16 protein-coding genes are annotated in these 22873 nt (G+C 65.0%); 10 read left to right on the top strand and 6 right to left on the bottom strand.

Annotated elements, in window-relative coordinates:
- Positions 1–443 precede the first annotated feature (443 nt).
- A complete protein-coding gene (locus U1707_RS05830; protein WP_332799164.1) occupies positions 444–1268 on the bottom strand; it encodes a class I mannose-6-phosphate isomerase in 825 nt (274 codons plus the stop codon).
- 164 nt (positions 1269–1432) lie between these two features.
- On the opposite strand from U1707_RS05830, the gene U1707_RS05825 reads away from it, so the two are divergent.
- Both U1707_RS05825 and recN read left to right on the top strand, forming a co-directional pair.
- Complete coding sequence (locus U1707_RS05825; RefSeq protein WP_332799163.1) at positions 1433–2392, top strand: outer membrane protein assembly factor BamD; 960 nt, start codon at positions 1433–1435, stop codon at positions 2390–2392.
- An 88-nt stretch (positions 2393–2480) separates the two neighbouring features.
- Positions 2481–4145 (top strand): DNA repair protein RecN, encoded by a 1665-nt coding sequence (gene recN / locus U1707_RS05820; protein ID WP_332799162.1) that lies wholly within the window; start codon positions 2481–2483, stop codon positions 4143–4145.
- 417 nt (positions 4146–4562) lie between these two features.
- Here recN and U1707_RS05815 read toward each other — a convergent pair whose 3' ends face one another.
- Complete coding sequence (locus tag U1707_RS05815; protein WP_332799161.1) at positions 4563–5342, bottom strand: class II aldolase/adducin family protein; 780 nt, start codon at positions 5340–5342, stop codon at positions 4563–4565.
- A 97-nt stretch (positions 5343–5439) separates the two neighbouring features.
- Here U1707_RS05815 and U1707_RS05810 point away from each other — a divergent pair, with 97 nt between their 5' ends.
- Entirely contained in the window at positions 5440–6108 is a 669-nt protein-coding gene (locus tag U1707_RS05810) for a Crp/Fnr family transcriptional regulator (RefSeq protein ID WP_332799160.1), read from the top strand.
- A gap of 145 nt (positions 6109–6253) precedes the next feature.
- Here the strand turns inward: U1707_RS05810 and U1707_RS05805 are convergent, their stop codons facing one another.
- Positions 6254–7237, bottom strand: coding sequence for an SDR family oxidoreductase (locus U1707_RS05805; RefSeq protein WP_332799159.1), 984 nt, complete (start codon positions 7235–7237; stop codon positions 6254–6256).
- A 115-nt stretch (positions 7238–7352) separates the two neighbouring features.
- On the opposite strand from U1707_RS05805, the gene ligA reads away from it, so the two are divergent.
- From ligA to U1707_RS05775, 6 genes are all read left to right on the top strand, one after another.
- Positions 7353–9533, top strand: a complete 2181-nt coding sequence (gene ligA, locus U1707_RS05800; protein WP_332799158.1) for an NAD-dependent DNA ligase LigA — start codon at positions 7353–7355, stop codon at positions 9531–9533.
- Between the two features lie 206 nt (positions 9534–9739).
- Positions 9740–13075, top strand: a complete 3336-nt coding sequence (locus U1707_RS05795) for a TonB-dependent receptor (RefSeq protein ID WP_332799157.1) — start codon at positions 9740–9742, stop codon at positions 13073–13075.
- Between the two features lie 138 nt (positions 13076–13213).
- On the top strand, positions 13214–14347 hold the full coding sequence (locus tag U1707_RS05790; protein WP_332799156.1) for a sensor histidine kinase: 1134 nt from the start codon (positions 13214–13216) through the stop codon (positions 14345–14347).
- Positions 14344–15141: a LytR/AlgR family response regulator transcription factor gene (locus U1707_RS05785; RefSeq protein WP_031393111.1), complete on the top strand. Its 798-nt coding sequence runs from the start codon at positions 14344–14346 to the stop codon at positions 15139–15141. Before U1707_RS05790 ends, U1707_RS05785 begins: the two co-directional genes overlap by 4 nt.
- A gap of 272 nt (positions 15142–15413) precedes the next feature.
- Entirely contained in the window at positions 15414–16430 is a 1017-nt protein-coding gene (locus U1707_RS05780) for a cell wall hydrolase (protein WP_332799155.1), read from the top strand.
- 325 nt (positions 16431–16755) lie between these two features.
- On the top strand, positions 16756–18624 hold the full coding sequence (locus tag U1707_RS05775; protein WP_332799154.1) for an ABC-F family ATP-binding cassette domain-containing protein: 1869 nt from the start codon (positions 16756–16758) through the stop codon (positions 18622–18624).
- 123 nt (positions 18625–18747) lie between these two features.
- Here U1707_RS05775 and U1707_RS05770 read toward each other — a convergent pair whose 3' ends face one another.
- A complete protein-coding gene (locus U1707_RS05770; RefSeq protein WP_443025677.1) occupies positions 18748–19050 on the bottom strand; it encodes a DUF3297 family protein in 303 nt (100 codons plus the stop codon).
- 117 nt (positions 19051–19167) lie between these two features.
- Positions 19168–19551, bottom strand: a complete 384-nt coding sequence (locus U1707_RS05765; RefSeq protein ID WP_332799152.1) for a hypothetical protein — start codon at positions 19549–19551, stop codon at positions 19168–19170.
- 217 nt (positions 19552–19768) lie between these two features.
- Here U1707_RS05765 and U1707_RS05760 point away from each other — a divergent pair, with 217 nt between their 5' ends.
- The gene (locus U1707_RS05760; RefSeq protein WP_332799151.1) at positions 19769–20428 is read left to right on the top strand and encodes a L,D-transpeptidase family protein; all 660 of its coding nucleotides are present in this window, start codon (positions 19769–19771) and stop codon (positions 20426–20428) included.
- A gap of 476 nt (positions 20429–20904) precedes the next feature.
- Here the strand turns inward: U1707_RS05760 and typA are convergent, their stop codons facing one another.
- Positions 20905–22749, bottom strand: a complete 1845-nt coding sequence (typA, locus tag U1707_RS05755) for a translational GTPase TypA (RefSeq protein WP_332799150.1) — start codon at positions 22747–22749, stop codon at positions 20905–20907.
- Positions 22750–22873 lie beyond the last annotated feature (124 nt).

Here is a 22873-nt window from a genome sequence, read left to right as displayed (position 1 = left end):
TGCTCGATCCCCGCCGCAGCTTCACCAACTCGGCGGAGGCCGGAGAGCAGTTGGGGAGGTGGAAAACGGCGTGCCCGGCTCAATTAACACCGTCACCCAACTGGGCCCCGGCCTTCGCCGGGGTGGTGGTGATGGTGACGTGCCTGGGTAATGAGGGGCTAGTTAGCGGGCAAAAGAGGAGGCGTGCCATCCCCGCTTACCACCCCGGCGGAGGCCGGGGCCCAATTGGTAAGGTGGCAATAACCGTGTGCCACGCTTCATTAGCAACGTTCCCCAATTGGGCCCCGGCCTCGCCGGGGTGGTTGCCCTTGGGAATGGCGCACGTCTGAACCATGATGTTTTCCCGCGAAGGCGGGGATCCAGGCTGGGCTCCCGCCTTCGCGGGAGAACAAGGAGGGGCGGGATGCGCTTTCTTCCCCCTCCTCGTTCGATCTACCCCTTGCTCAGATACGCTTTGCCAGGGGATATGCGAAGAGCACGTCGGCGTCGGGGCTGGTGGCGACCGTCTCGCTGCCGGTCATCGTCGCGCATTCGCCTGCCTTGAACGCCACGCCGGCGACATCGCCCGATCCGGTGATCGGGATCACCCAGCCGGTCGTGCCCTCGGGCAGATTGACGACGTGGTCGCCGCCCTTCCAGCGCTCGAGCACGAACTTCGGGCCTTCGACCATGATCGTGCGACCGGTCTCGATCTCGATCGGCGGCGCGACGGGGACGTAGGGCGTCGGGTCGGCGACGTCGATGCCGTCGTCGAGATGCAGTTCACGATCGCTGCCATAGTCATAGAGGCGGTAGGTAGTCTCGGAATTTTGCTGGACCTCGATCACGGTCACCCCGCCGCCGATCGCGTGGATCGTGTCGGACGCGCAATACATGAAGTCGCCCGGCTTGACCGGCTTCCAGTCCAGCTTGTCCTCGATCGTGCCGTCGATCGCCGAGGCGCGCAGATCGTCCTTCGACATCGGCGCCTTGGTGCCGACCGCGATCGTCGAATCGGGCTCGGCGGCCAGGATCGTCCAGCATTCGTCCTTGCCGCGCGGCAGGCCACGTGCGTGCGCCTGTTCGTCGTTGGGATGGACCTGCACCGACAGCTTCTGGCTGGTGAACAGATATTTGATCAGCAGGTCGGGCGTGGTGTTGCCGGGCTCCTGGAACCAGACTTCGCCGATCGGCGGCGATCCTGCTGCGGGATTTGCGAAACCGGGCCAGAGCGTGTCGCGACCCCAGGGCTTTTCGACACGGTGGGTTTGCAACAGGGTGGCGGGCATGGGGTGATCCTCGATTTGAATGGCTTTTGGAATGGCGTTTCGGCAACGAACGACCCTTGCCGTGTGATCCGCGCCGGCGGAAGCCCCCCACCTGCGAAAGCGCGTTGGCGTGTTTGGCGAAAGGGATTGTTCGCGAAGCCCCGCTTACGCTAAGGACGACGCCAATGCGTATCCCCCAGTCCATTCCGAGCATGCCACGCGCCCTCGCGGTCACGCTCATCGCCGCGCTTGCGCTCCCCATGGCCGGCTGCGGAGGCGGTCGCGCCGCCAAGGGCGATCTGCCCTATGTGGCGCGCGACGTGGGTACGCTGTACTCGACCGCCAAGCGGCGGCTTGATCAGGCGCGCTATAAGGAAGCGGCGCAGCTGTTCGACGAGGTCGAGCGCCAGCATCCCTATTCGATCTGGGCGCGCCGTGCGCAGATCATGTCGGCGTTCAGCTATTACCTTGCGCGGGACTATACTGCATCGATCAGCTCGGCGCAGCGCTTCCTGGCCGTGCATCCGGGCAACCGCGATGCGCCATATGCCTATTACCTGATCGCGCTCGGCTATTACGAGCAGATCACCGACGTGACGCGCGACCAGAAAATCACGCGACAGGCGCTCGATTCGCTCGGCGAACTGATGCGGCGCTATCCGAACACGCGCTATGCGTCGGATGCGCGCCTCAAGATCGATCTGGTCAACGACCATCTCGCGGGCAAGGAGATGGAGATCGGGCGGTTCTATGAGACGCGCGGCCAATGGCTCGCGGCGAATGGCCGGTTCCGCACCGTGATCGACAAGTTCCAGCAGACCACGCACACGCCGGAAGCGCTGATGCGACTGACCGAGACGTATCTGGCGCTCGGCGTACCTGTCGAGGCCGAGAAGGCCGGCGCGGTGCTGGGGCGCAACTATCCGGGCACCGACTGGTACCAGCACGCGTACGACCTGTTGAAGAAGAATCAGGTGCCGGCCGTGCCGCCGCTGACGCCTGGCGAACAGGTGGTGCCGGTCGGCACCAAGGGCACGCCGTCGGTGATGGTCGAGCTCGACGAGCCCGGCTCGACGCCGACCGGCCCGGCCGAGCGCGCGCCTGCTCCCCGGGCGGCCGGCCAGCCGTCCAACACCGGTAACTGAAGCGCCCTTAAGCGATAGCGGCGCGGATCGTCGGGTTGGAACATAGGGGGATCGCATTGCGCGCCCGTTCGTCTAAGGCGGACAAACTATGCTGACCGAACTTTCCATTCGCGACGTGGTGCTGATCGAGGCGCTGGATCTGGGATTCGGCGTCGGGCTTGGCGTGCTCACCGGCGAGACCGGGGCGGGCAAGTCGATCCTGCTCGATGCGCTGGGCCTGGCGCTGGGCGGGCGCGGCGACAGCGGGCTGGTGCGACACGGCGCGGCGCAGGCGGTGGTGACCGCGACGTTCGACGCCCCTGCGCCCGAATCGCCCCTCGCCCTACTGTTCGACGAGAACGGGCTGGAGATCGAGCGCGGCGAACCGTTGATCGTGAAGCGAATCGTCAAAGCGGGCGGCGGCAGTCGCGGGTTCGTCAACGACCAGCCGGCATCGGCGGGGCTGCTGCGCGAGATGGCGCCGCATTTGGTCGAGATCCACGGCCAGCATGACGAGCGCGGATTACTGAACGCGCGTGGGCATCGCGCGCTGCTCGATATTTTCGGGCGGACCGAGCCGGGCGCTACCGGCAAGGCGTATGTTTCGTTCCGCGCGGCCGAGGCTGAGCTTGCCGCCGCCCGTGCGGATATCGAGACCGCCGCGCGCGATCGCGAATGGCTGGAGCATACGGTTGCCGAACTGACCGCGCTGGCGCCTGTCGCGGGCGAGGAGGAGACGTTGGCGGATACGCGACGGTCGATGCAGCGCGCCGAGAAGATCGCCGACGATCTCGCCGCGATCGACGATTTTCTCGAGGGCAAGGACGGCGGCATGGCGAAGCTGCGCCAGGCCGCGCGCGTGCTCGAGCGGATCGCGGAGGATCATGTTGCGCTCGGCAATGCGCTGGCGGCGGTCGATCGCGCGGTGATCGAGGCGTCGGTGGCCGAGGAGAGCCTGCGCGATGCGCGGGCGGAAATGGCGTATGACCCGCGCGCGCTGGAGGATGACGAGGCACGGTTGTTCGAGTTGCGGGCGATGGCGCGCAAGCACCGCGTGCAGCCGGATGACCTGGCGGCACTGGCCGACGAGATGCAGGCGCGGTTGGAACGGCTCGATGCGGGCGAAGGCGGGATCGCGGTGATCGAGGCGCGGGTAGCGGCGGCTCGGAAGGCGTATGACACCGCGTCCGATGCGTTGACGAAGCGGCGGCTGGCAGCGGCGAAACGGCTGGACGTGGCGGTCGCAGGCGAGCTTGCACCGTTGAAGCTCGACGCGGCGCGGTTCCAGACGGTGGTTGCGCCGCTCGGCGAGGAGGGCTGGTCGGCGGCCGGCAAGGACCGGGTCGAGTTCGAAATCTCGACCAATCCGGGCGCGCCGTTCGCGGCGCTGACCAAGATCGCGTCGGGCGGCGAATTGTCGCGCTTCATTCTCGCGTTGAAGGTGGCGCTGGCGGAAGAGGGCGGCGCGTCGACGATGGTGTTCGACGAGATCGACCGCGGCGTCGGCGGCGCGGTGGCGAGCGCGATCGGCGAACGACTTGCGCGGCTTGCGCTGAGCACGCAGCTGCTGGTGGTGACGCACAGCCCGCAGGTGGCGGCGCGCGGCGCGAAGCATCTGCTGATCGCCAAAAGCAGCGACGGAACCGTCACGCGGACCGGCGTGCGGGCGTTGTCTGAGGACGAGCGCCGCGAGGAGATCGCACGGATGCTGTCCGGCGCGCAGATCACGGACGAGGCGCGAGCCCAGGCGGAGCGGTTGCTGGAGCGCGCGTGAAGGCGCGACGTTTCGACAATTTCTCCCCCCTCCCTGAAAGGGAGGGGTCGGGGGTGGGTCGGTTTCCGCGGGTTCGGACTGTGGTGGCACAAGCCGGCCTACCCACCCCCAGCCCCTCCCTTTCAGGGAGGGGAGCCGACATTTTCCAGGGCGAGGTCATCTTAATGGATGCGATCACGGCATCGCCTGCCGCGGCGGGGTTGCCTCGAAAGAGCGTGAGCGCGAATACCGGCGACGTTTTCGGCACCCTCGCGCCTAACTACCCCGGCGGGGGCCGGGGCTCGGTTGGGCGACGGCATTTGGCGAATGCCTCCAACCGTTACAGCGGCCTTGCCAACTGGGCCCCGGCCTTCGCCGGGGTGGTGAGCTTGGCTGACGGGTAGCAAGAATTCGAACGCATCTCCTCGCGGGCTCGCTTCAGTCGCGGAAGCTCGGGTCGATCCGGTCTAGCTTGCGCAGCAACGCCGGCCACGCCAGCCCGTCCGCCAGCATCCGCATGCCGGGACCGCTCGACTGGCCTTCGACCTTTTCCGCGACGCCCTGGTTGGGGGTGTTCAGATTCTCGCGGCCGGCACTCAGCATCAGCACCTGCGCCTCGCACGCGCGCTCGAGGAAATACATGCGGAGGAACGCCTGCGGGATCGACTCGCCGACCGTGAGCGTGCCGTGGTTGCGCAGGATCATGCTGTGCTTCGTACCCAGGTCGACGACGAGTCGCTCGCGCTCCTCGAGCTCGGTCGCGATGCCTTCGAAGTCATGATACGCCACGTCGTGCCCGGCGATCATCGCCGTCTGGGTGTGCGGGAGCAGCCCTTCCGACATCGCCGACACCGCCTGACCGTGCGGCGTATGCAGATGCAGCACCGCGACCGCATCGTCGCGCGCGGCGTGGATGGCGGAGTGGATCACGAAGCCCGCGCGGTTGACCGGCGCCGGCGTGTCCATGACCTTGTTGCCATCGACGTCGATCTTCACGAGCGACGAGGCGGTGATCTCCTCGAACATGTGCGTGTAGGGATTGATCAGGAAGTGATGCTCGGGACCGGGCACGCGCGCCGACAGATGCGTGAAGATCAGGTCGTCCCAGCCATAATAGGCGATCAGGCGATAGGCGGCGGCGAGATCGACGCGCAGCGCCCATTCCTCGGGTGAAACGAGATCGCGTACGGTCGGTTCGGTCCTGAATGCGGTCGCCATCGTCCATCTCCTGTTATTATGGGCCCTGCGTATCACGCCGCCACTGCCGAGAATGTCGCCACATTGACAATGTGCGCAAAGCCCGGAGAGTCGTGCGATGTCGACCATCGATCACGCCTTGCTCGACGCCGATCCGTGGTTCGGCGCGATCCCGGCGGGGCGGCGGGCAGTGTTGCTGAATCAGGCGATCGTGCGGTCCGTGACCGCGGGCACGCAAATATACGGCGTCGGCGATCCGCCCGATGGGCTGTGGGCGGTGCTGGACGGGCAGGTCCGGCTGATCGGCTATCCCGCTATCGGCGCCGAACTGGTGGTGCTGATCATGCGGCCGGGAACGTGGTTCGGCGAACTGTCGACGCTCGACGACGGGCCGCGGCCGCACGACGCGATCGCGTTCGGTCCGGCGCGGGTCCTGCACATCGGGATCGAGGCTGTCCGGCGGCTGGCGCGCGACACGCCGGAGCTGTGGCACGACATCGCGCTGTTGGCGTGCGCGCACCAGCGGGCCTCGCTGGCGTTCATGATGAACACGCTCGCGCAGCCGATCCCGGTACGACTGGCGCGAACGCTGGGAGGGATGGTGCGCGCGGCGGGCGGCGACAGCGTCGGCATCCGCCAGGAAGACATCGCCGCGATGATCGGCGTGTCGCGCCAGACGCTCAACAAGGCGCTGAAGGCGATGGAACGGGCGGGGGTTATCGCGCTTGAGTATGCGCGGATCAGGGTGGTGGATGCGGAGGGGTTGCGGCGGTGGGGTATGGGGTGAGGCTTTTAGGGAACTATCACGCCGCCACCCCGGCGAAGGCCGGGGCCCAATTGGAAAGGTTGCGGTAACGCAGCGGTGCGCCAAGTCATTACCGTCCCCCAATTGGGCCCCGGCCTGCGCCGGGGTGGGCTTATAACTCGAGCAGTTACAGCACGCCGCTGCCGCCGGTGGCGGCGAATACGCTGCCACTCGTGAAGCTCGTGCCCGTCTCCGCCAGCGTCACGAACAGCGAGGCGAGTTCGGCCGGCTGGCCCGCGCGACCGAGCGGCGTGTCCTGCCCGAACTCGCCCATCTTGCCCGGCAGCTGGCCGCCCGCCACCTGGAGCGGTGTCCAGATCGGGCCAGGCGCGACCATGTTGACGCGGATGCCCTTCTTGCCGAGCTGTTTCGCAAGCCCCTTGGTGAAGATCAGGATCGCGCCCTTGGTGGTCGCATAGTCGAGCAGTTCCTCGCCCGGATCGACCGAATTGACCGAACCGGTGTTGATGATCGACGCGCCCGGCTTCATCAGCGGGATCGCCGCCTTGCACAGGTGAAACATCGCATAGACGTTGGTCTTCATCGTCCGGTCGAATTGCTCGACGCTGATCTCGGCGATCGACGCCTTCGATTGCTGGTACGCGGCGTTGTTGACGAGGATGTCGAGCCCGCCGAGTTCGCGATTGGCGCGCGCGATCAGGTCGTTGCAGAACTTCGCATCGGTCAGGTCGCCGGGAATCAGCACGACCTTGCGCCCTTCCGCGCGGAGCAGCTTGGCAACGTCCTGCGCGTCGGGCTCCTCGGTCGGATAATAGTTGATCGCGACGTCGGCGCCCTCGCGCGAGAAGGCGATCACGGCCGCGCGACCGATGCCCGAGTCGCCGCCGGTGACCAGCGCCTTGCGGCCTTGGAGACGACCTGAACCGCGGTAGCTCGCCTCACCGCTGTCGGGGACGGGGCGCATGTCGCGCTGGAGTGCGGGCCATTTCTGGCGCTGTTCGGGGAAGGGTGCCGACGTGAACCGCGTCTGCGGATCGGCGAGTTGCGCCTGCCCCGCCGCCTGCCCTTGCGCGAAGGCCGGCGCGGCGGCTGCGGCGAGGCCGGTGACGGCGGCGCCCTTGAACAGGTCTCGGCGGCTGGTGTCTGTCATGATTGCGCTTCCCGGAAAAATTCTCTTGGGATGTCAGCGCGCAAGTCGGGCGAATGTTCACGCCATGTTGATCGAGCTCTTGTCGAAAGACGCCCCCCTCCCCTAACCCGGCGCGATGACCGACCTTCCCGCGACCGAGACCGAAGCCGCTGCCGAGCTGGAGGCGCTCGCCACGCAGATCGCGTTTCACAACGCGCGCTATCATACCGACGACGCGCCCGAGATCAGCGATGCCGAGTATGACGCGCTGGTGCGGCGCAATGCGGCGATCGAGGCGGCGTTTCCGGCGGCGGTCCGGGGCGATTCGCCTAGTCGGACGGTCGGCGCAGCACCGGCCGGCCATCTGGCGAAGGTCCCGCATGCGAAGGCGATGATGAGCCTCGACAACGCGTTTGCGGACGAGGAGGTCGAGGAGTTCGTCGCGCGCGTGCGCCGATTCCTGAAGCTGGCGGACGACGAGCCCGTGGCGCTGACCGCGGAGCCGAAGATCGACGGGCTGTCATGTTCGCTTCGCTATGAAGAGGGCGAGCTAGTCCAGGCACTCACGCGCGGCGACGGGCAGGTTGGCGAAGATGTTACCGCCAATGTGCGGACCATCAGCGACATCCCCCCGACCTTGTTCCCCCGCGAAGGCGGGGGCCCAGACTGGACCCCCGCCTTCGCGGGGGAACATAGTGAGCCAGGCATTCCTGCGATCTTCGAGGTCCGCGGCGAGGTGTACATGGCGAAGGACGACTTCGCCGCGTTGAACGCCCGCCTGCTCGCCGGGGCAGAGGAGACCGGCAAGGACGCGCGGCAGTTTGCCAATCCGCGCAACGCCGCTGCCGGCTCGCTGCGCCAGAAGGACGCCGGCGTTACCGCGAGCCGGACGCTGCGGTTCCTCGCGCATGGCTGGGGCCAGGCCAGTGTCGTGCCGGGGAATACCCAGGCGGAGGTCGTCGATACCCTACGCAGCTGGGGCTTCCCGATCGCCGACGGGTTTGCGCGGGTCGAAGGGACGGCGGCGGCGCTCGACGTGTACCGGGAGATCGAGACCGAACGCGCCGACCTCCCGTTCGATATCGACGGCGTGGTCTACAAGGTCGACCGGCTCGACTGGCAGGCGCGACTCGGCCAGGTCGCCAAAGCGCCGCGCTGGGCGATCGCGCACAAATTCCCCGCCGAGCGTGCGCAGACGCTGCTGGAGCGGATCGACATCCAGGTCGGCCGGACCGGTGCGATGACCCCGGTCGCGCGCCTCTCCCCCGTCACCGTCGGCGGCGTCGTCGTGACCAACGCGACGTTGCATAATGCCGACGAGATCGAGCGACTCGGCGTGCGCCCCGGTGACCGCGTGCTCGTCCAGCGCGCCGGCGACGTCATCCCGCAGATCGTCGAGAACCTGACGCCGGACGCCGAGCGCGAGGCCTACGTCTTCCCGCATGCCTGCCCCGAATGCGGGTCCGCCGCCGAGCGCGAGGAGGGTGAGGTCGTCTATCGCTGCACCGGCGGGCTGATCTGCCCGGCGCAGCGAGTCGAGCGACTGATCCATTTCGCCTCGCGCCACGCGTTCGACATCGGCGGGCTTGGCCAGACGCTGATCGAGGCGTTCTTCCGCGAAGGCCTGATCGAATCGCCTGCCGACATCTTCCGCCTGACCGAGGAACAGCTCGCCGCGCGGAAGAAGGACGGGCGCGTCTGGGCGGCGAAGGTCATCGCGGCGATCGAGACCAAGCGGACGATCCCGCTCGACCGGTTCCTGTTCTCGCTTGGCATCCGTCACGTCGGTGAGATTACCGCGCGTGACCTTGCGCGACGCTATGTTTCAGCCAAGGCGCTCGGCGCGGTGCTGCGTCACGCGGTGTTCCTGCGCAGCCGGATCGAGCCGGTAATCGGCGAATCCGAACGCAAGTTCGTCCTGCGCCGTGACAAGCTGCTGGTCGGCGCGATCGAGACCGCGGGGATCGGCCCCGAGGTCGCCAGCGCGCTCGTCGGCTTCTGCGCCGAGCCGCACAACCGCCGCGTCGTGTTCGACCTGTTGCGCGAAGTAAGGCCCGCAGACGTCGTCCATGAAACCCGCGAATCGCCGGTAGCCGGCCAGATTCTGGTCTTCACCGGCAGCCTGGAAACGCTCAGCCGCGACGAGGCCAAGGCGCAAGCCGAAGCGCTCGGCGCACGCGTGGCCGCATCGGTATCGAGCAAGACCGGGCTGGTGATCGCCGGACCGGGCGCAGGCTCCAAACTTAAAAAGGCCACCGACCTCGGCATCCGCGTCATCACCGAAGCCGAATGGGCGGAAATCGTCGCGGGGATTTGAGGCGCGCCGCATCGGTTCCGCATTGGTTCCGACAACCCCCAAAAGAGTTCGATTGCGTGGCTTTTTTGCAACGCACCATGACCGAGTGTGTCTGTGACACTTCCCGACTCGCCAATGTCACAGAACCGAAATATCCGGCGTGCAGGGGCGCAGCAGGCCGAACGAAAAGTCGCGGATCTAGAGCAGAAGCTCAAAGGGGAACTTCAATGCGTAACAACCTATCGCTAGGTGCGGCAGCAATTGCGCTGATCGCACCGATGACTGCGTCCGCGCAGGAAACGACGTCTTCGATCCGCGGTACCGTGACGGCAAACGGTTCGCCCGTCGCCGGCGCGACCGTCACGATCGTGCATGTGCCATCGGGCACGCGTAGTACGCTCACCACCAACGAGAACGGTGCCTACACCGCGCAAGGCCTGCGTATCGGCGGACCGTTCAGCGTCAGCGTTACCGCATCGGGCTATCCCGACACGCAGATCACCGACATCAACACGAATTTCGGCCAACCCTACGATCTGCCGATCGAACTCGCGGCCGCGGGCGGCGGCGAAGAGATCGTCGTCAATGCCTCGCGCGTGACCAGCGCACGGTCGGTAAGCCAGGGCCCCGTGACGATCCTTGGTACTGAGCAGATCAGCCGCATCGCCAGTGTCAATCGCGACATTCGCGACTTGATGAAGCGTGATCCGTTCGCTTCGCTCGACACGAGCAGTACCACGGGGCGCAACGTCAGTTTCGCCGGCCAGAATTCGCGCTTCAACCGGTTCACCGTCGACGGTGTGGCGATCAATGACAGCTTCGGCCTGAACCCGGACGGCCTGCCGTCGCGTCGCGGCCCCGTCCCGCTCGACGCGATCGGCCAGTTCCAGACCAAGGTCGCGCCATACGACATACGCGAAGGCTTTTTCCAGGGTGGCGTGGTTAACGCCATTCTGCGCTCGGGTACCAACAAGTTCCAGGGTACCGGTTTCTATACCTACAACAGCGACAAGCTGGTCGGTGATCGCACCAAGTCGTTCATCTCGAACGTCAGCGGCTCCATCCCCCAGCCGAAGTTCAAGAGCGAGGATTACGGCATCGAGCTGTCCGGTCCGATCATCAAGGACAAGCTGTTCTTTATGATTGCAGCTGAGCGCGTCCGGGCGAACAATCCGATTACGTTCGGCACGACCGAGACCAACTCTGGCACGCCGGTCGTCGGCCTAACCGACGCGGTGCTTGCCAAGACCCTAGACGCATACAACGCCCGGTATAGCGGTCGTGATCCCGGCGGCATCCTGTCGAACAACCAAGACAAGGACGATCGTATCGTCGGCAAACTCGACGCCAACATCTCGGACACGCAGCGGTTGGCGCTGACCGGCATCTACACCAAGGATTCGCTGGCAACGCCGTCTACGTCGGGGAACACCTCGCTCGGCCTGTCCTCAAACGCCTATACCAAGCCTAACCGCGTCTATGCCGGCATCGTCCAGTTGAACTCGGACTGGTCCGACACCTTCTCGACCGAAGTGCGCGGCGTCTATCGTAACTACAAGAGCGGCCAGTTCCCGCTCAACGGCAACAGCTCGTCCTTCTCGATCTGCACCGCGGATACGTCGGACCGCACGAACAACGGCACCTCGACCGGCACGAGCCTGTCGCAGGTCTGCCCGACCAACACCGCGCAGGTCGTCGTCGGACCGGGTGGTCCGAGCCAGGCAAATATCCTCACCGTCGAGGCGTTCGGTGGATCGTTCGTCGGCCGCCTGGCCATGAACAACCACAACGTGCGCGTACTGGCCGAAGGCAACGATACCAAGGTCTACAACCAGTTCGTAAACAACTTCCGCGGCACCTATTATTTCGACTCGCTGGCTGATCTGCGTGCGGGGAACGCTCAACAGTTGACCTACCAGAACGCGCCATCGCTCGATCCTGACGATGCCGCTGCCCGGTTCCGCTACCAAACCTTCACCTTCGGCATTCAGGACGACATCCGCGTCACTGACACGCTGAACGTCTCGGCCGGCATGCGCTACGACCTGTTCGGCGGTAACAGCCGCCCAGCAGGAAACCCCAACTTCCTGGCGCGTTACGGTTACACCAACACGAGCTATGTCTCGGGCCGCGGCCTGTTCCAGCCACGCGCTGGCTTCGACTTTACACCGACGCCTCGCCTTTCGATCCGCGGCGGCGGCGGCATCTTCGGTGGGGGCACTCCCGACGTGTATGTCGGCAACAGCTTCTCGGTTTCGGGCGTGCTGTCGAGCACCGTCACGGCCCGCGTCACCGATGGTGGCATTTACCAGCTCAACGGGAGCAACACGGCAGCCAATGCCGCAATTGCACGGCAAATCCTGAACGGCGTCGACATCAACGCGGTCAACCCAGCGGCCAGCGCAGTTATCGCGGGCAGTGATCCAACCGTGACATCGACCACGTCGGTCAATGCCCTTGCGCCGAACTTCAAGATCCCGTCGCAGTGGCGCTCCACCCTGTCGACCACCTATCGCGCCAATCTCGGCCCGCTCGGTGACGGCTGGAACTTCGGCCTCGACGGATTCTTCTCGAAGGTTCGCGATCAGGTCCTAGTGGTCGACATCCGCTCGATCCCGTTGGCCGGCGTCGGTTCGCTGACTCCAGACGGTCGTCAACGCTATCGTGGCCTGCTGGGCAACAACGACAACGGTCAGGACCTGATCGTGACCAACACGAGCCGTGGTCGCAGCCTCGTTGGTGTCGCGCGCTTCGACAAGCAGTTCGACACGGGCATCGGCCTTGCTGCCAGCTTCACGTATCAGCACGTCAAGGATCAGTCGCCGCTGACCTCGTCGCAGGCTGGCTCGCTGTACGGCAACTCGGCAAACTTCGATCCGAACCTGCCCGCCTACGGGACCGCGAACGAGCAGGTTAAGTACTCAATCCGTTACAACGTCAGCTTCGACCATGCGTTCTTTGGCGACTACAAGACCCGCATCGACCTGTTCGGCGAGACCCGTATCGGCTCGCCTTACAGCTACACCTTCCAGGATCTGGCAGGCGGTCGTAACGGCGCGTTCGGCACTGCCGGCACCGCCGGGCGCTACTTGTTCTACGTACCCACAGGCCCCAACGATCCGTTGGTCGCTTATGACAGCACCGCTACGCGCGACCGGATCGAGGCGATCGTCGCAGGCTCCGGCTTGAAGGATTTCCGCGGTAAGGTCGCACCGCGTAACGGCTTTACGTCGAAGTGGTTCACCAAGCTCGATCTGCACGTCGAGCAACAGGTTCCGGCGTTCATGGGTTCGCGCATTTCGGTCTTCGCCGACGTCGAGAACGTCCTGAACTTGGTCGATCACGATTGGGGCCAGCAGCTCCGTTCGTTCTTCCCATACAACAAGGTCGTGACGCGCGTATCCTGCCAGGCGACGGCGGCAACTGCGACGACGCCAGCCAACCCGTGCGGCCAGTATCTCTACACGCAGCCGTCGAACGATCTGACGCTTGCCGACCAGCTGGTCACCGCGAACGGCTCGTCGCTCTACTCGGTCCGTGTCGGTGCTCGCTTCAGCTTCTGATCCGCGCCTGACGTGACCGGTCGAATTGGCCGCCGCTCCCTCCGGGGTGCGGTGGCCTTTTTCTTTTTGCGTCCTCGCTCCCGGATCACCGGTCCGCTTTTTGCGTGTGCCTTGCAGCGCGTGTAAGACCGCCAGCCAATGGCTAACTCTTCCGCCCCGCCCCCCGGCCAACCCCGGCGTCCGCTGCCCTTCACCGCGCGGCCATTCTTCGAGAATAAAAGCCGCGCGTTCTGGACGTTGCAGGCGGTCGGGTGGAGCGGATATCTGCTGCTGCGCGGCGTCGTGTCGATCTCGAACGGGGTCACCCTCGACGTCGTGATCCCGGTGATCGTCGAGGCGATCCTGGGCTATTGCATCACGCTGCTGCTATCGACCTTCTACGGCATGTATCGGGGGCTGCCGCGGCTGGTCGGGATCTTCCTGACGATCGCGACGCTCGCGGCCGCGACGTTCCTCTATGCGGTGCTCGACGCGTTCACCTTCTCGTTCATCGCGAGCGCGACGCCGGGCGTGACGGTGGGCCGGTTGCTGGTCTCGATCTACATCACCTTCACCGTGCTGTTCGGCTGGTCGGCGCTGTATTTCGGGATCAACTTCTACCTCATCGTCGAGCAGCAGATCGACCGGATGGAGCATCTGGAGAATCAGGCGTCGTCGGCGCAGCTGGCGATGCTGCGCTATCAGCTCAACCCGCATTTCCTGTTCAACACGTTGAATTCGATCTCGACCCTGGTGCTGCTGAAACAGACCGAGCGGGCGAATGCGATGCTGAGCCGGCTGTCGTCGTTCCTGCGCTATACGCTGGCGAACGAGCCGACCGCGCATGTCACCGTCGCGCAGGAGGTCGATCAGCTGAAGCTGTATCTGGAGATCGAGAAGATGCGCTTCGAGGACCGGATGCGACCGAAGTTCGATATCGATCCGCGCGCCGAACGCGCGCGATTGCCCTCGCTGCTGCTGCAACCTTTGGTCGAAAACGCAATCAAATACGCCGTCACCCCGCAGGAAGAGGGCGCCGATATCCACGTCGAAGTGCGCCTTGCCGGGGAACGGGTGCAGATCGCCGTATCCGATACCGGTCCGGGCTTGATCGAAGGCAGGATCGGTTCAAGCCATTCGACCGGCGTGGGGCTCGCTAATATTAGAGACAGGTTGGCTCAGGCATATGGGCCCGACCACCGTTTCGAAACCCGCTCCACGCCGGCTGGCGGCTTCTCGGTGGAAATCGAGATACCGTATCAGCTGGAAGACGTGAACAGAGAGGCCGCATGACCATCCGTACTATTCTCGTCGACGACGAGCCGCTGGCGATCCAGGGGCTGGAACTCCGACTCCAGGCCCATGAAGACGTCGAGATCATCGAAAAATGCTCGAACGGCCGCGAGGCGATTCGCGCGATCAAGACGCACAAGCCCGACCTCGTTTTCCTGGATATTCAGATGCCGGGGTTCGACGGATTCTCTGTCGTGCAGGGCCTGATGGAGGTCGAGCCGCCTTTGTTCGTGTTCGTGACCGCGTATTCGGACCACGCCTTGCGCGCGTTCGAGGCGCAGGCGGTCGATTATTTGATGAAGCCCGTCGAGGAATCGCGGCTGGCCGATACTATCGAGCGGGTTCGCCAGCGTCTGTCGGAGAAGCGTGGGGTCGAGGAGGTCGATCGGTTGCGCGAAGTGCTGGCCGATGTGGCGCCGGATGCGGCGGCGGACATGCCTGACGGTGACGCCGTGTCGGCGAACCGGTTCGAGAAGCTCATCAACATCAAGGATCGCGGGCAGATCTTCCGCGTCGATGTCGACACGATCGAGCGGATCGATGCGGCGGGCGATTACATGTGCATCTATACCGGCGATAACACGCTGATTTTGCGCGAGACTATGAAGGACCTGGAGAAGCGGCTCGACCCGCGGCGGTTCCAGCGGGTGCATCGGTCGACGATCGTGAATTTGGATCTGGTGAAGCAGGTGAAGCCGCATACGAATGGCGAATGTTTCCTGGTGCTGAATTCCGGGGCGAGTGTGAAGGTCTCGCGGTCGTACCGTGATGTGGTGGCGCGGTTCGTTCACTGAGTTCGAGCCCGTCGTCCTAACCCCGCATCCGTCATCCTGACGAAAGTCAGGATCCAGAGCCATTGAGGGCAACGCTCGTTACTCTGGATCCTGACTTTCGTCAGGATGACGGATGCGGGACCTGAGTGTGATGGCGTGCGTCGAAAGCACGCCTTTCCACGTCCGTCCTCGCCGATCGAGGTCCCGACTTTCGTCGGGATGACGGGGGTGCGCTTCCTTAGCGGCCGCACCCCATTAACCAGTCCCTAAACCCCGCGTCCTAGAGCGGGGTGATGAAGACGTCGGGTTACGGCCTTTATCCGCATGCGCTGATCAGCCTGCCCGCGTTGGTGATGGCGACGTCGTGCGTGCCCGCGGATCGACCTGCGGCGATCGCTCGGGTTCAGCCGGGGCGCAATTCGCGCGCGTTGCTGAGCCGGATGGCCTTGCATGTGCCAGACGATATCTCGCCGAAGATGGCGACGGCTTTACCTGATGCGCCGTTTGCAACTGCAGCGCCGTTCGTTGCTCCACCTTTCCTGATGTCAAACTCCGTCGACGATGCGAGCCGTGCTGCCGAGTGCCTTACGGCTGCGGTCTATTACGAAGCGCGGTCGCAGTCCGTGGATGGGCAGCGGGCGGTAGCGCAGGTGGTGCTGAACCGGGTCCGCGATCGAGCTTTCCCGGGCAGCGTTTGCGGGGTCGTGTACCAGGGCGCGGAGCGGCGGACCGGGTGCCAGTTCAGCTTCACCTGCGACGGTTCGATGAATCGCGCGCGGGAGCCGGGGGCTTGGGACCGCGCGCGTGCGGTGGCGAGCGCGGCGCTTGGGGGGAGCGTGTATGCGCCGGTCGGGGCGGCGACGTCGTTTCATACGACCAGCATCCTGCCGTGGTGGGCATCGAGTCTTGCCCGGATCACGACGGTTGGGGCGCACGTATTCTATCGCTGGCAGGGGGCGCTGGAGCGGGCGCTGACGTTTCGGCAGACTTATGCTGGGGTTGAGCCTGGGGTTCGGGGTGTTGGTTTGGCGAGCGGTAGTGGCGTGGCGGCGCTCGCGGTGCAGGTTGCTGGGGTTTCGGTGCATTATGGTAATCGGGACGACGTTGCGGAATCGGGTGCGGCGCCCGACGATGCGTTGCATGGGGTGACGGTGCACCGGGGGGTGCTGCGTTCTGCTTCAGCGATTGCGGGTGCGGCGATCGTGCCTACGCGGCTCGTTTCGGGGGTACGGGTTCATGTTGGTGGGCGAGTGTCTGCGATGATCGGTAATGGTACCGACGACGACGCGGTAGTGTCGGACGAAACCTAACCACCCAAACGGCACCACCCCGGCGAAGGCCGGGGCCCAATTGGGAAGCGTTGCTAACGGCGGATGGCGCTCCGTTACGACCACCTTTCCACTTGGGCCCCGGCCTTCGCCGGGGTGGGAGTAATGCGGGATAGTTTTGGTGGCGGGACTGCCCGTGCTTGTTCCCCCGCGGAGGCGGGGGTCCAGGGTATCGGGCGGTGGCGTTTGTGATCCTGGACCCCCGCGTCCGCGGGGGAACAGCTTGTTTCAATGGATCGCTCACCGCTCGATCGTCGCCCCTCCCCAACCCTCGCAAAACCATGCTGCATCTGCTAACGGCACGCCCATGCTGAACCTGAACAATATCACGGTGCGCCTGGGCGGACGCGTTATCCTCGATGGCGCCACCGCCGCGTTGCCGCCGGGCTCGCGCGTCGGGCTGATCGGGCGCAACGGCGCGGGCAAGTCGACGATGGTGCGCGTGATCGCAGGGCAGCTGGAGCCGGACGACGGTTCCGCCGACATGCCGAAGGGTGCGCGGATCGGCTATCTCGCGCAGGAAGCGCCGCACGGCGTGAAGACGCCGTTCGAGACCGTGCTCGAAGCCGATCTGGAGCGCGCCGCGCTGATGATCGAGAGCGAGACGAGCGAGGATCCCGACCGGCTCGGCGACGTGTACGAGCGGCTGATCGCGATCGACGCCTACACCGCGCCCGCGCGCGCCGCGCAGATCCTGCTTGGGCTCGGCTTCGACGAGGACATGCAGGCGCGCTCGCTCGACAGCTTTTCGGGCGGCTGGAAGATGCGCGTGGCGCTCGCCGCCCTGCTGTTCTCGCAGCCGGACCTGCTGCTGCTCGACGAGCCCTCGAACCATCTCGATCTCGAAGCGGTGATGTGGCTGGAGGACTTCCTGAAGGGCTACAAGGCGACGATCGTGGTGGTCAGCCACGAGCGCGATTTCCTCAACAACGTGGTCGATCACATCCTGCATCTGCAGGGCGGCAAGATCACGCTATATCCAGGCGGCTACGACGCGTTCGAGCGGCAGCGTGCCGAGCGGCTGGCGCAGATCGAGGCGGCGCGTGCCAACCAGGCGGTGCAGCGCGAGAAGCTTCAGGAATATATCGCCAAGAATAGTGCGCGTGCATCCACCGCGAAGCAGGCGCAGTCGCGGCAGAAGATGCTGTCGAAGATGCAGCCGATCGCCGAGAGCTATAACGATCCGACGCTGTCGTTCGGCTTCCCCAATCCGACCGAACTGCGGCCGCCGTTGATCACGCTCGACATGGCGACGGTGGGCTATGCCGACGTGCCGATCCTGAAGCGCCTCAACATGCGGCTCGATCCCGACGACCGGGTCGCGCTGCTCGGGCGCAACGGCAACGGCAAGACCACGCTCGCGCGGCTGCTGGCGGCGCAACTGACGCCGATGGATGGCGAGATGTCGTCGTCGGGCAAGATGAAGGTCGGGTATTTCACCCAGTATCAGGTCGAGGAACTCGATCCGACCGATTCGCCGATCGAGCATATGTCGCATCTGATGAAGGGCGCCACGCCGGCCGCAGTGCGCGCGCAGCTGGGGCGGTTCGGGTTTTCGGGCGACAAGGCGACGACGAGGGTTGGCAAACTCTCCGGGGGTGAGCGCGCAAGGCTAGCCTTGGCGCTGATCACGCGCGATGCGCCGCATCTGCTGATCCTCGATGAGCCTACCAACCATCTGGACGTCGATGCGCGTGAGGCGCTCGTGCAGGCGCTCAACGCCTATACCGGCGCCGTGGTGCTGGTCAGCCATGACCGGCATATGCTGGAGCTGACCGCGGACCGGCTCGTGCTGGTCGATGACGGGACGGCGAAGGAGTTCGACGGCAGCCTCGACGACTACATTGCGTTCGTCCTGAAGGGCGACGGCGGCAAGGGCGATGCAGCGTCGAAGGCCGACAAGAAAGCGGGCAAGAAGGCGGCGGCCGATGCGAAGAGCAACGACGCGGCTCTGCGGAAGGCTTTGCGCGAGATCGAGGAGCAGACGGCCAAGTTCACCAAGGAGCGTAATGCTCTGGACCGCGCGATGGTCGATCCGGCGACGGCGGAGCCCAGGTTCTCGCGGATGTCGATGGGGGATCTGAGCAAGCGTCGCGCCGAAGTGCATGCGAAGTTGGAGGCTAGCGAGGCCAAGTGGCTCGAGGCTAGCGAGGCGCTGGACGGCGTGGCGGCTTAAGCCGCGTCTCGTCATCCTGACGAAAGTCAGGATCCAGAGTTACGGACGACAGCGCCCGTAACTCTGGATCCTGGGTCAAGCCCAGGATGACGAAGAAAGTGTCAGGATCGGTGCAGGTGGGGCTCAGCCCTCGGCTTCGTCGGTAGCCGCAGGACGCTCGAACCAGGCCTCGACCGGGCCGACCAGCTTTAGGGTCAGCGGATTGCCGGCGCGGTCGACCTTTTTGCCGAGCGCAACCCGGATCCAGCCTTCAGAGATGCAATATTCCTCGACGTCGTGGCGGACAGCGTCCTTGAAGCGGATGCCGATACCGCGCTCGAGCAGCTCCTGCTGGAAGAACGGGCTGCGTTGGTTGATCGACAGGCGGTCCGGGGGCGTGTCGCCCGTTGCGGTGGTCGGCGTGTCGGTCTCGGGGGTGTTGGGCATATCGGTCATGGTCGCGCGTTTAGCGGCAAGCGCCTGCCCCACGCCACAAAAAAGGCACCTGATAAAAAAGCGGCGCCGGGATCGCTCCCGACGCCGCCCGTCAATCTCGCGAACCGCTCAGCTGCAGACCCGCACCGAAACCCGGTCGCCATAATACGGATCGACCCGCCATTCATTCCAGCACCGCGGCGCATAATAGGTCGCCACCGGCGCTTCGTAATAGACACGCGGGGGGGGGGGAGGCGCATCATAGTAACCGCGGTCGTAATAACGCGGGCGGTTGCTGCTCGCGATCGCCGCACCGACACCCAGGCCGAGGATGCCGCCGAGCACAGCTGCGCCTGCTACGTTGCCGCCACCGCGATGATGATAGCCACCCCAGCCGCCGCCATAGCCACGGCCGTATCCACCCCAACGCTGCGCATCGGCCGGTGCGGCCGTGGTGAGTGCAGTTGCGGCGAGTGCTACGCCCAGGCCTGCCTTCTTGAAAAACCCGTTCATCATCCGAACTCCGTTACTAGTTACGCCCGGTCCGTCTGGGACAAACGCATAAGTGTCCGACCGTGTTTCAGGACCTAGGCGATTCGGCCTGAACTGGTTCGGAACGGGCTGTTAACCCACGGTATATCTGCGTGGTCCCGTGCAGGGACATGCGGTAGTGCCGCACGTCTGGGCTTCGTTCACGAATATGGGATAGGGTGACGGGATGCGCAGGACCATGACGACGCGAACGATCGCCTTTGCCGTTCTAGGGGGCAGCGCCGTGCTGATCGGCGGGCTGGCGCTCTCCGGGTCGCCCGTGAAGGTGCGCGCTAAGAATGCGCCGCCCCGCGCCGTAGCCGCTCTGCCGGCCAAGCCGGTCGCGACAACCCCCGCAACGCCTGCCCCCGTTGCCGCTGTGGAACCGGCCGATGCCTATGTCGTGAAGCGGGTGCTCGATGTGCCCGAGCCGCTGCGGCACGGCGCCTATTACTGGGATACGGAGGGCGTACCCGAGGGGCCGATCGTGATTACGGTCGATCTCGTTGCGCAGACCCTGTCGATCTTCCGCAGCGGGTATGAGATCGGAACGGCCGCGGTGATCTATGGCGCGGACGAGAAACCGACTCCGCTGGGTGTGTTCGCGATCACGCAGAAGGACGCGCATCATGTGTCGAACCTTTACGGCGCGCCGATGCCGTACATGCTGCGGTTGACCAATGACGGGATTTCGATCCACGGCAGCGCGCTGATGGACGGGAAATACGCGACGCATGGGTGTGTCGGGGTGCCTACTGCGTTTGCGAAGCTGATTTTTGGGCAGGTTAAGCTTGGAGATCGGGTGATCGTTACGAGTGGCGAGATGTTGGAGCGGGGCGGGCGGATTACGGCTGCTTGAGGTGGGTAGCAGCGGGGCGGTAGCGCACTGTGCCTTCATCTTTCGTTCGGCGATGGCGTTCAATTCATTGCCCTCGCCCTCGCGGCGCGCTCCCCCATCGCCGCCTTCGGTCTCTTCCTCTCCCCTTGGGAAAGGAACCTTGGCTGATTAGCCTGCATTTGGCTCGCTAGCTTGCCGGAGAGACCGCCGTTCCCCCCTCCCTGAAAGGGAGGGGTTGGGGTGGGTCGGCCAGCTTCGGCCGCTGTCGTTCGATAATGCGGAACCCGACCCACCCCCGGCCCCTCCCTTTCAGGGAGGGGGGAGAAACGATGCCTTGGTTCGGTCGCGCGCGTCCCAGCACAAAGAAAAGGCCGGAGGTTTCCCCCCGGCCCTTCTTCATTTCTTGCCCAGCGCGACACGGCAAAGCCGCGTCGTCGGACCTCGCCTGAGCGAGGCCAGCCGAGCTTATAAGCTTGGCCGGCTTCGCCGCGCCAGGCTTACGAACTCTGCTTAGCCCGGCTCGCGCGCTTGCGCTCATTCGCGTCCAGATAGCGCTTGCGCAACCGGATCGACTTCGGCGTGACTTCGACCAGCTCGTCGTCGTCGATGTACGCGATCGCCTGCTCCAGCGTCGCGCGCTTCGGCGGGGTGAGGCGAACCTGATCGTCCTTGCCGCCCGAAGCGCGGAAGTTGGTCAGCGCCTTGGTCTTCATCGGGTTGACCTCGAGGTCGTCCGGCTTGGCGTTCTCGCCGACGATCATGCCCTCGTACAGAGCTTCGCCGTGGCCGACGAACAGGATGCCGCGCTCTTCGAGCGGACCCAGCGCGTAGTTGTTGGCTTCACCCGAGCCGTTCGAGATCAGAACGCCGTTCTTGCGGCCTTCAATCTGGCCCTTGTGCGGACCGTACTTCTCGAACAGCCGGTTCATGATGCCCGTGCCGCGCGTGTCGGACAGGAATTCGCCATGATAGCCGATCATCCCGCGCGACGGCGCCGAGAAGGTGATGCGGGTCTTGCCGCCGGTCGACGGACGCATGTCGGTCATCTCGGCCTTGCGGATGTTCATCTTCTCGACGACGGTGCCCGAATGCTCCTCGTCGACGTCGATGATGACGGTCTCGTATGGCTCGGTCTTCTTGCCGTTCTCGTCCTCGCCGAACAGCACGCGCGGACGCGAGATGCCCAGCTCGAAGCCTTCGCGCCGCATCGTCTCGATCAGCACGCCCAGCTGAAGCTCGCCGCGACCGGCGACTTCGAAGCTGTCCTTGTCGGCCGCCTCGGTCACCTTCACGGCGACGTTCGACTCGGCTTCGCGGAACAGGCGCTCGCGGATCATGCGCGACGTCACCTTGGTGCCCTCACGGCCCGCCATCGGCGAATCGTTCACGGCAAAACGCATCGACAGCGTGGGGGGATCGATCGGCTGCGCGTGCAGCGGCTCGGTCACCGTGATGTCGGCGATCGTGTCGGCAACCGTGGCAACCGAAAGCCCTGCGAGCGAGATGATGTCGCCGGCCTTGGCTTCGTCGACCGGCACGCGGTCGAGACCGCGGAACGACATGATCTTCGAGGCGCGACCCGTCTCGATGATCTTGCCATCGTTATCGAGCGCATGGATCGGCTGGTTGGTCTTCACGGTACCCGAATTGACGCGACCGGTGAGGACGCGGCCGAGGAACGGATCGCGGTCGAGCAGCGTGACGAGGAAGGTGAACGGCACCCCAGCGACTTCAACGGCCGGCGGCGAGACGTACTTCACGATCGTCTCGAACATCGGGATCAGCGTGCCTTCGCGCGCATCCATGTCGGTCGAGGCATAGCCGTTGCGGCCCGAGGCGTAGAGCACCGGGAAATCGAGCTGGTCATCGTTCGCGTCGAGCGACACGAACAGGTCGAACACTTCGTCGAGCACTTCCTGGATGCGCGCGTCGTTACGATCGACCTTGTTGACGACGACGATCGGCTTCAGGCCGAGCGCGAGCGCCTTGCCGGTGACGAACTTGGTCTGCGGCATCGCGCCTTCCGAGGAATCGACCAGCAGGACGACGCCGTCGACCATCGACAGGATGCGCTCGACTTCGCCGCCGAAATCGGCGTGGCCGGGCGTGTCGACGATGTTGATGCGGATGCTCTCGGTTTCGCCCGGGGGAGTCCAGTCGACCGAAGTCGGCTTGGCGAGAATCGTGATCCCGCGCTCCTTTTCGAGGTCGTTCGAATCCATTGCGCGCTCTTCGATGCGCTGGTTGTCGCGGAAGGTGCCGGACTGGCGGAAGAGCTGGTCGACCAGCGTCGTCTTGCCGTGATCGACGTGCGCAATGATCGCCACGTTGCGGAGGCTCATGAATGTATTCTCTTGATCGAGGGATTGGTTGGCGCGCGCCATAGCGTAATTGTTGTGCCGCGGGAAGACCGGGCATGGTTTCGAGGCTTCCGAGCCGTGTCGTCATCCTGACGAAAGTCAGGAC

It is taken from the genome of Sphingomonas sandaracina, assembly GCF_036663695.1.
GTDB lineage: Bacteria > Pseudomonadota > Alphaproteobacteria > Sphingomonadales > Sphingomonadaceae > Sphingomonas.
The sequence above is the reverse complement of the archived record's forward strand: the minus strand, read 5'-3'. Positions and strand labels throughout refer to the sequence as shown.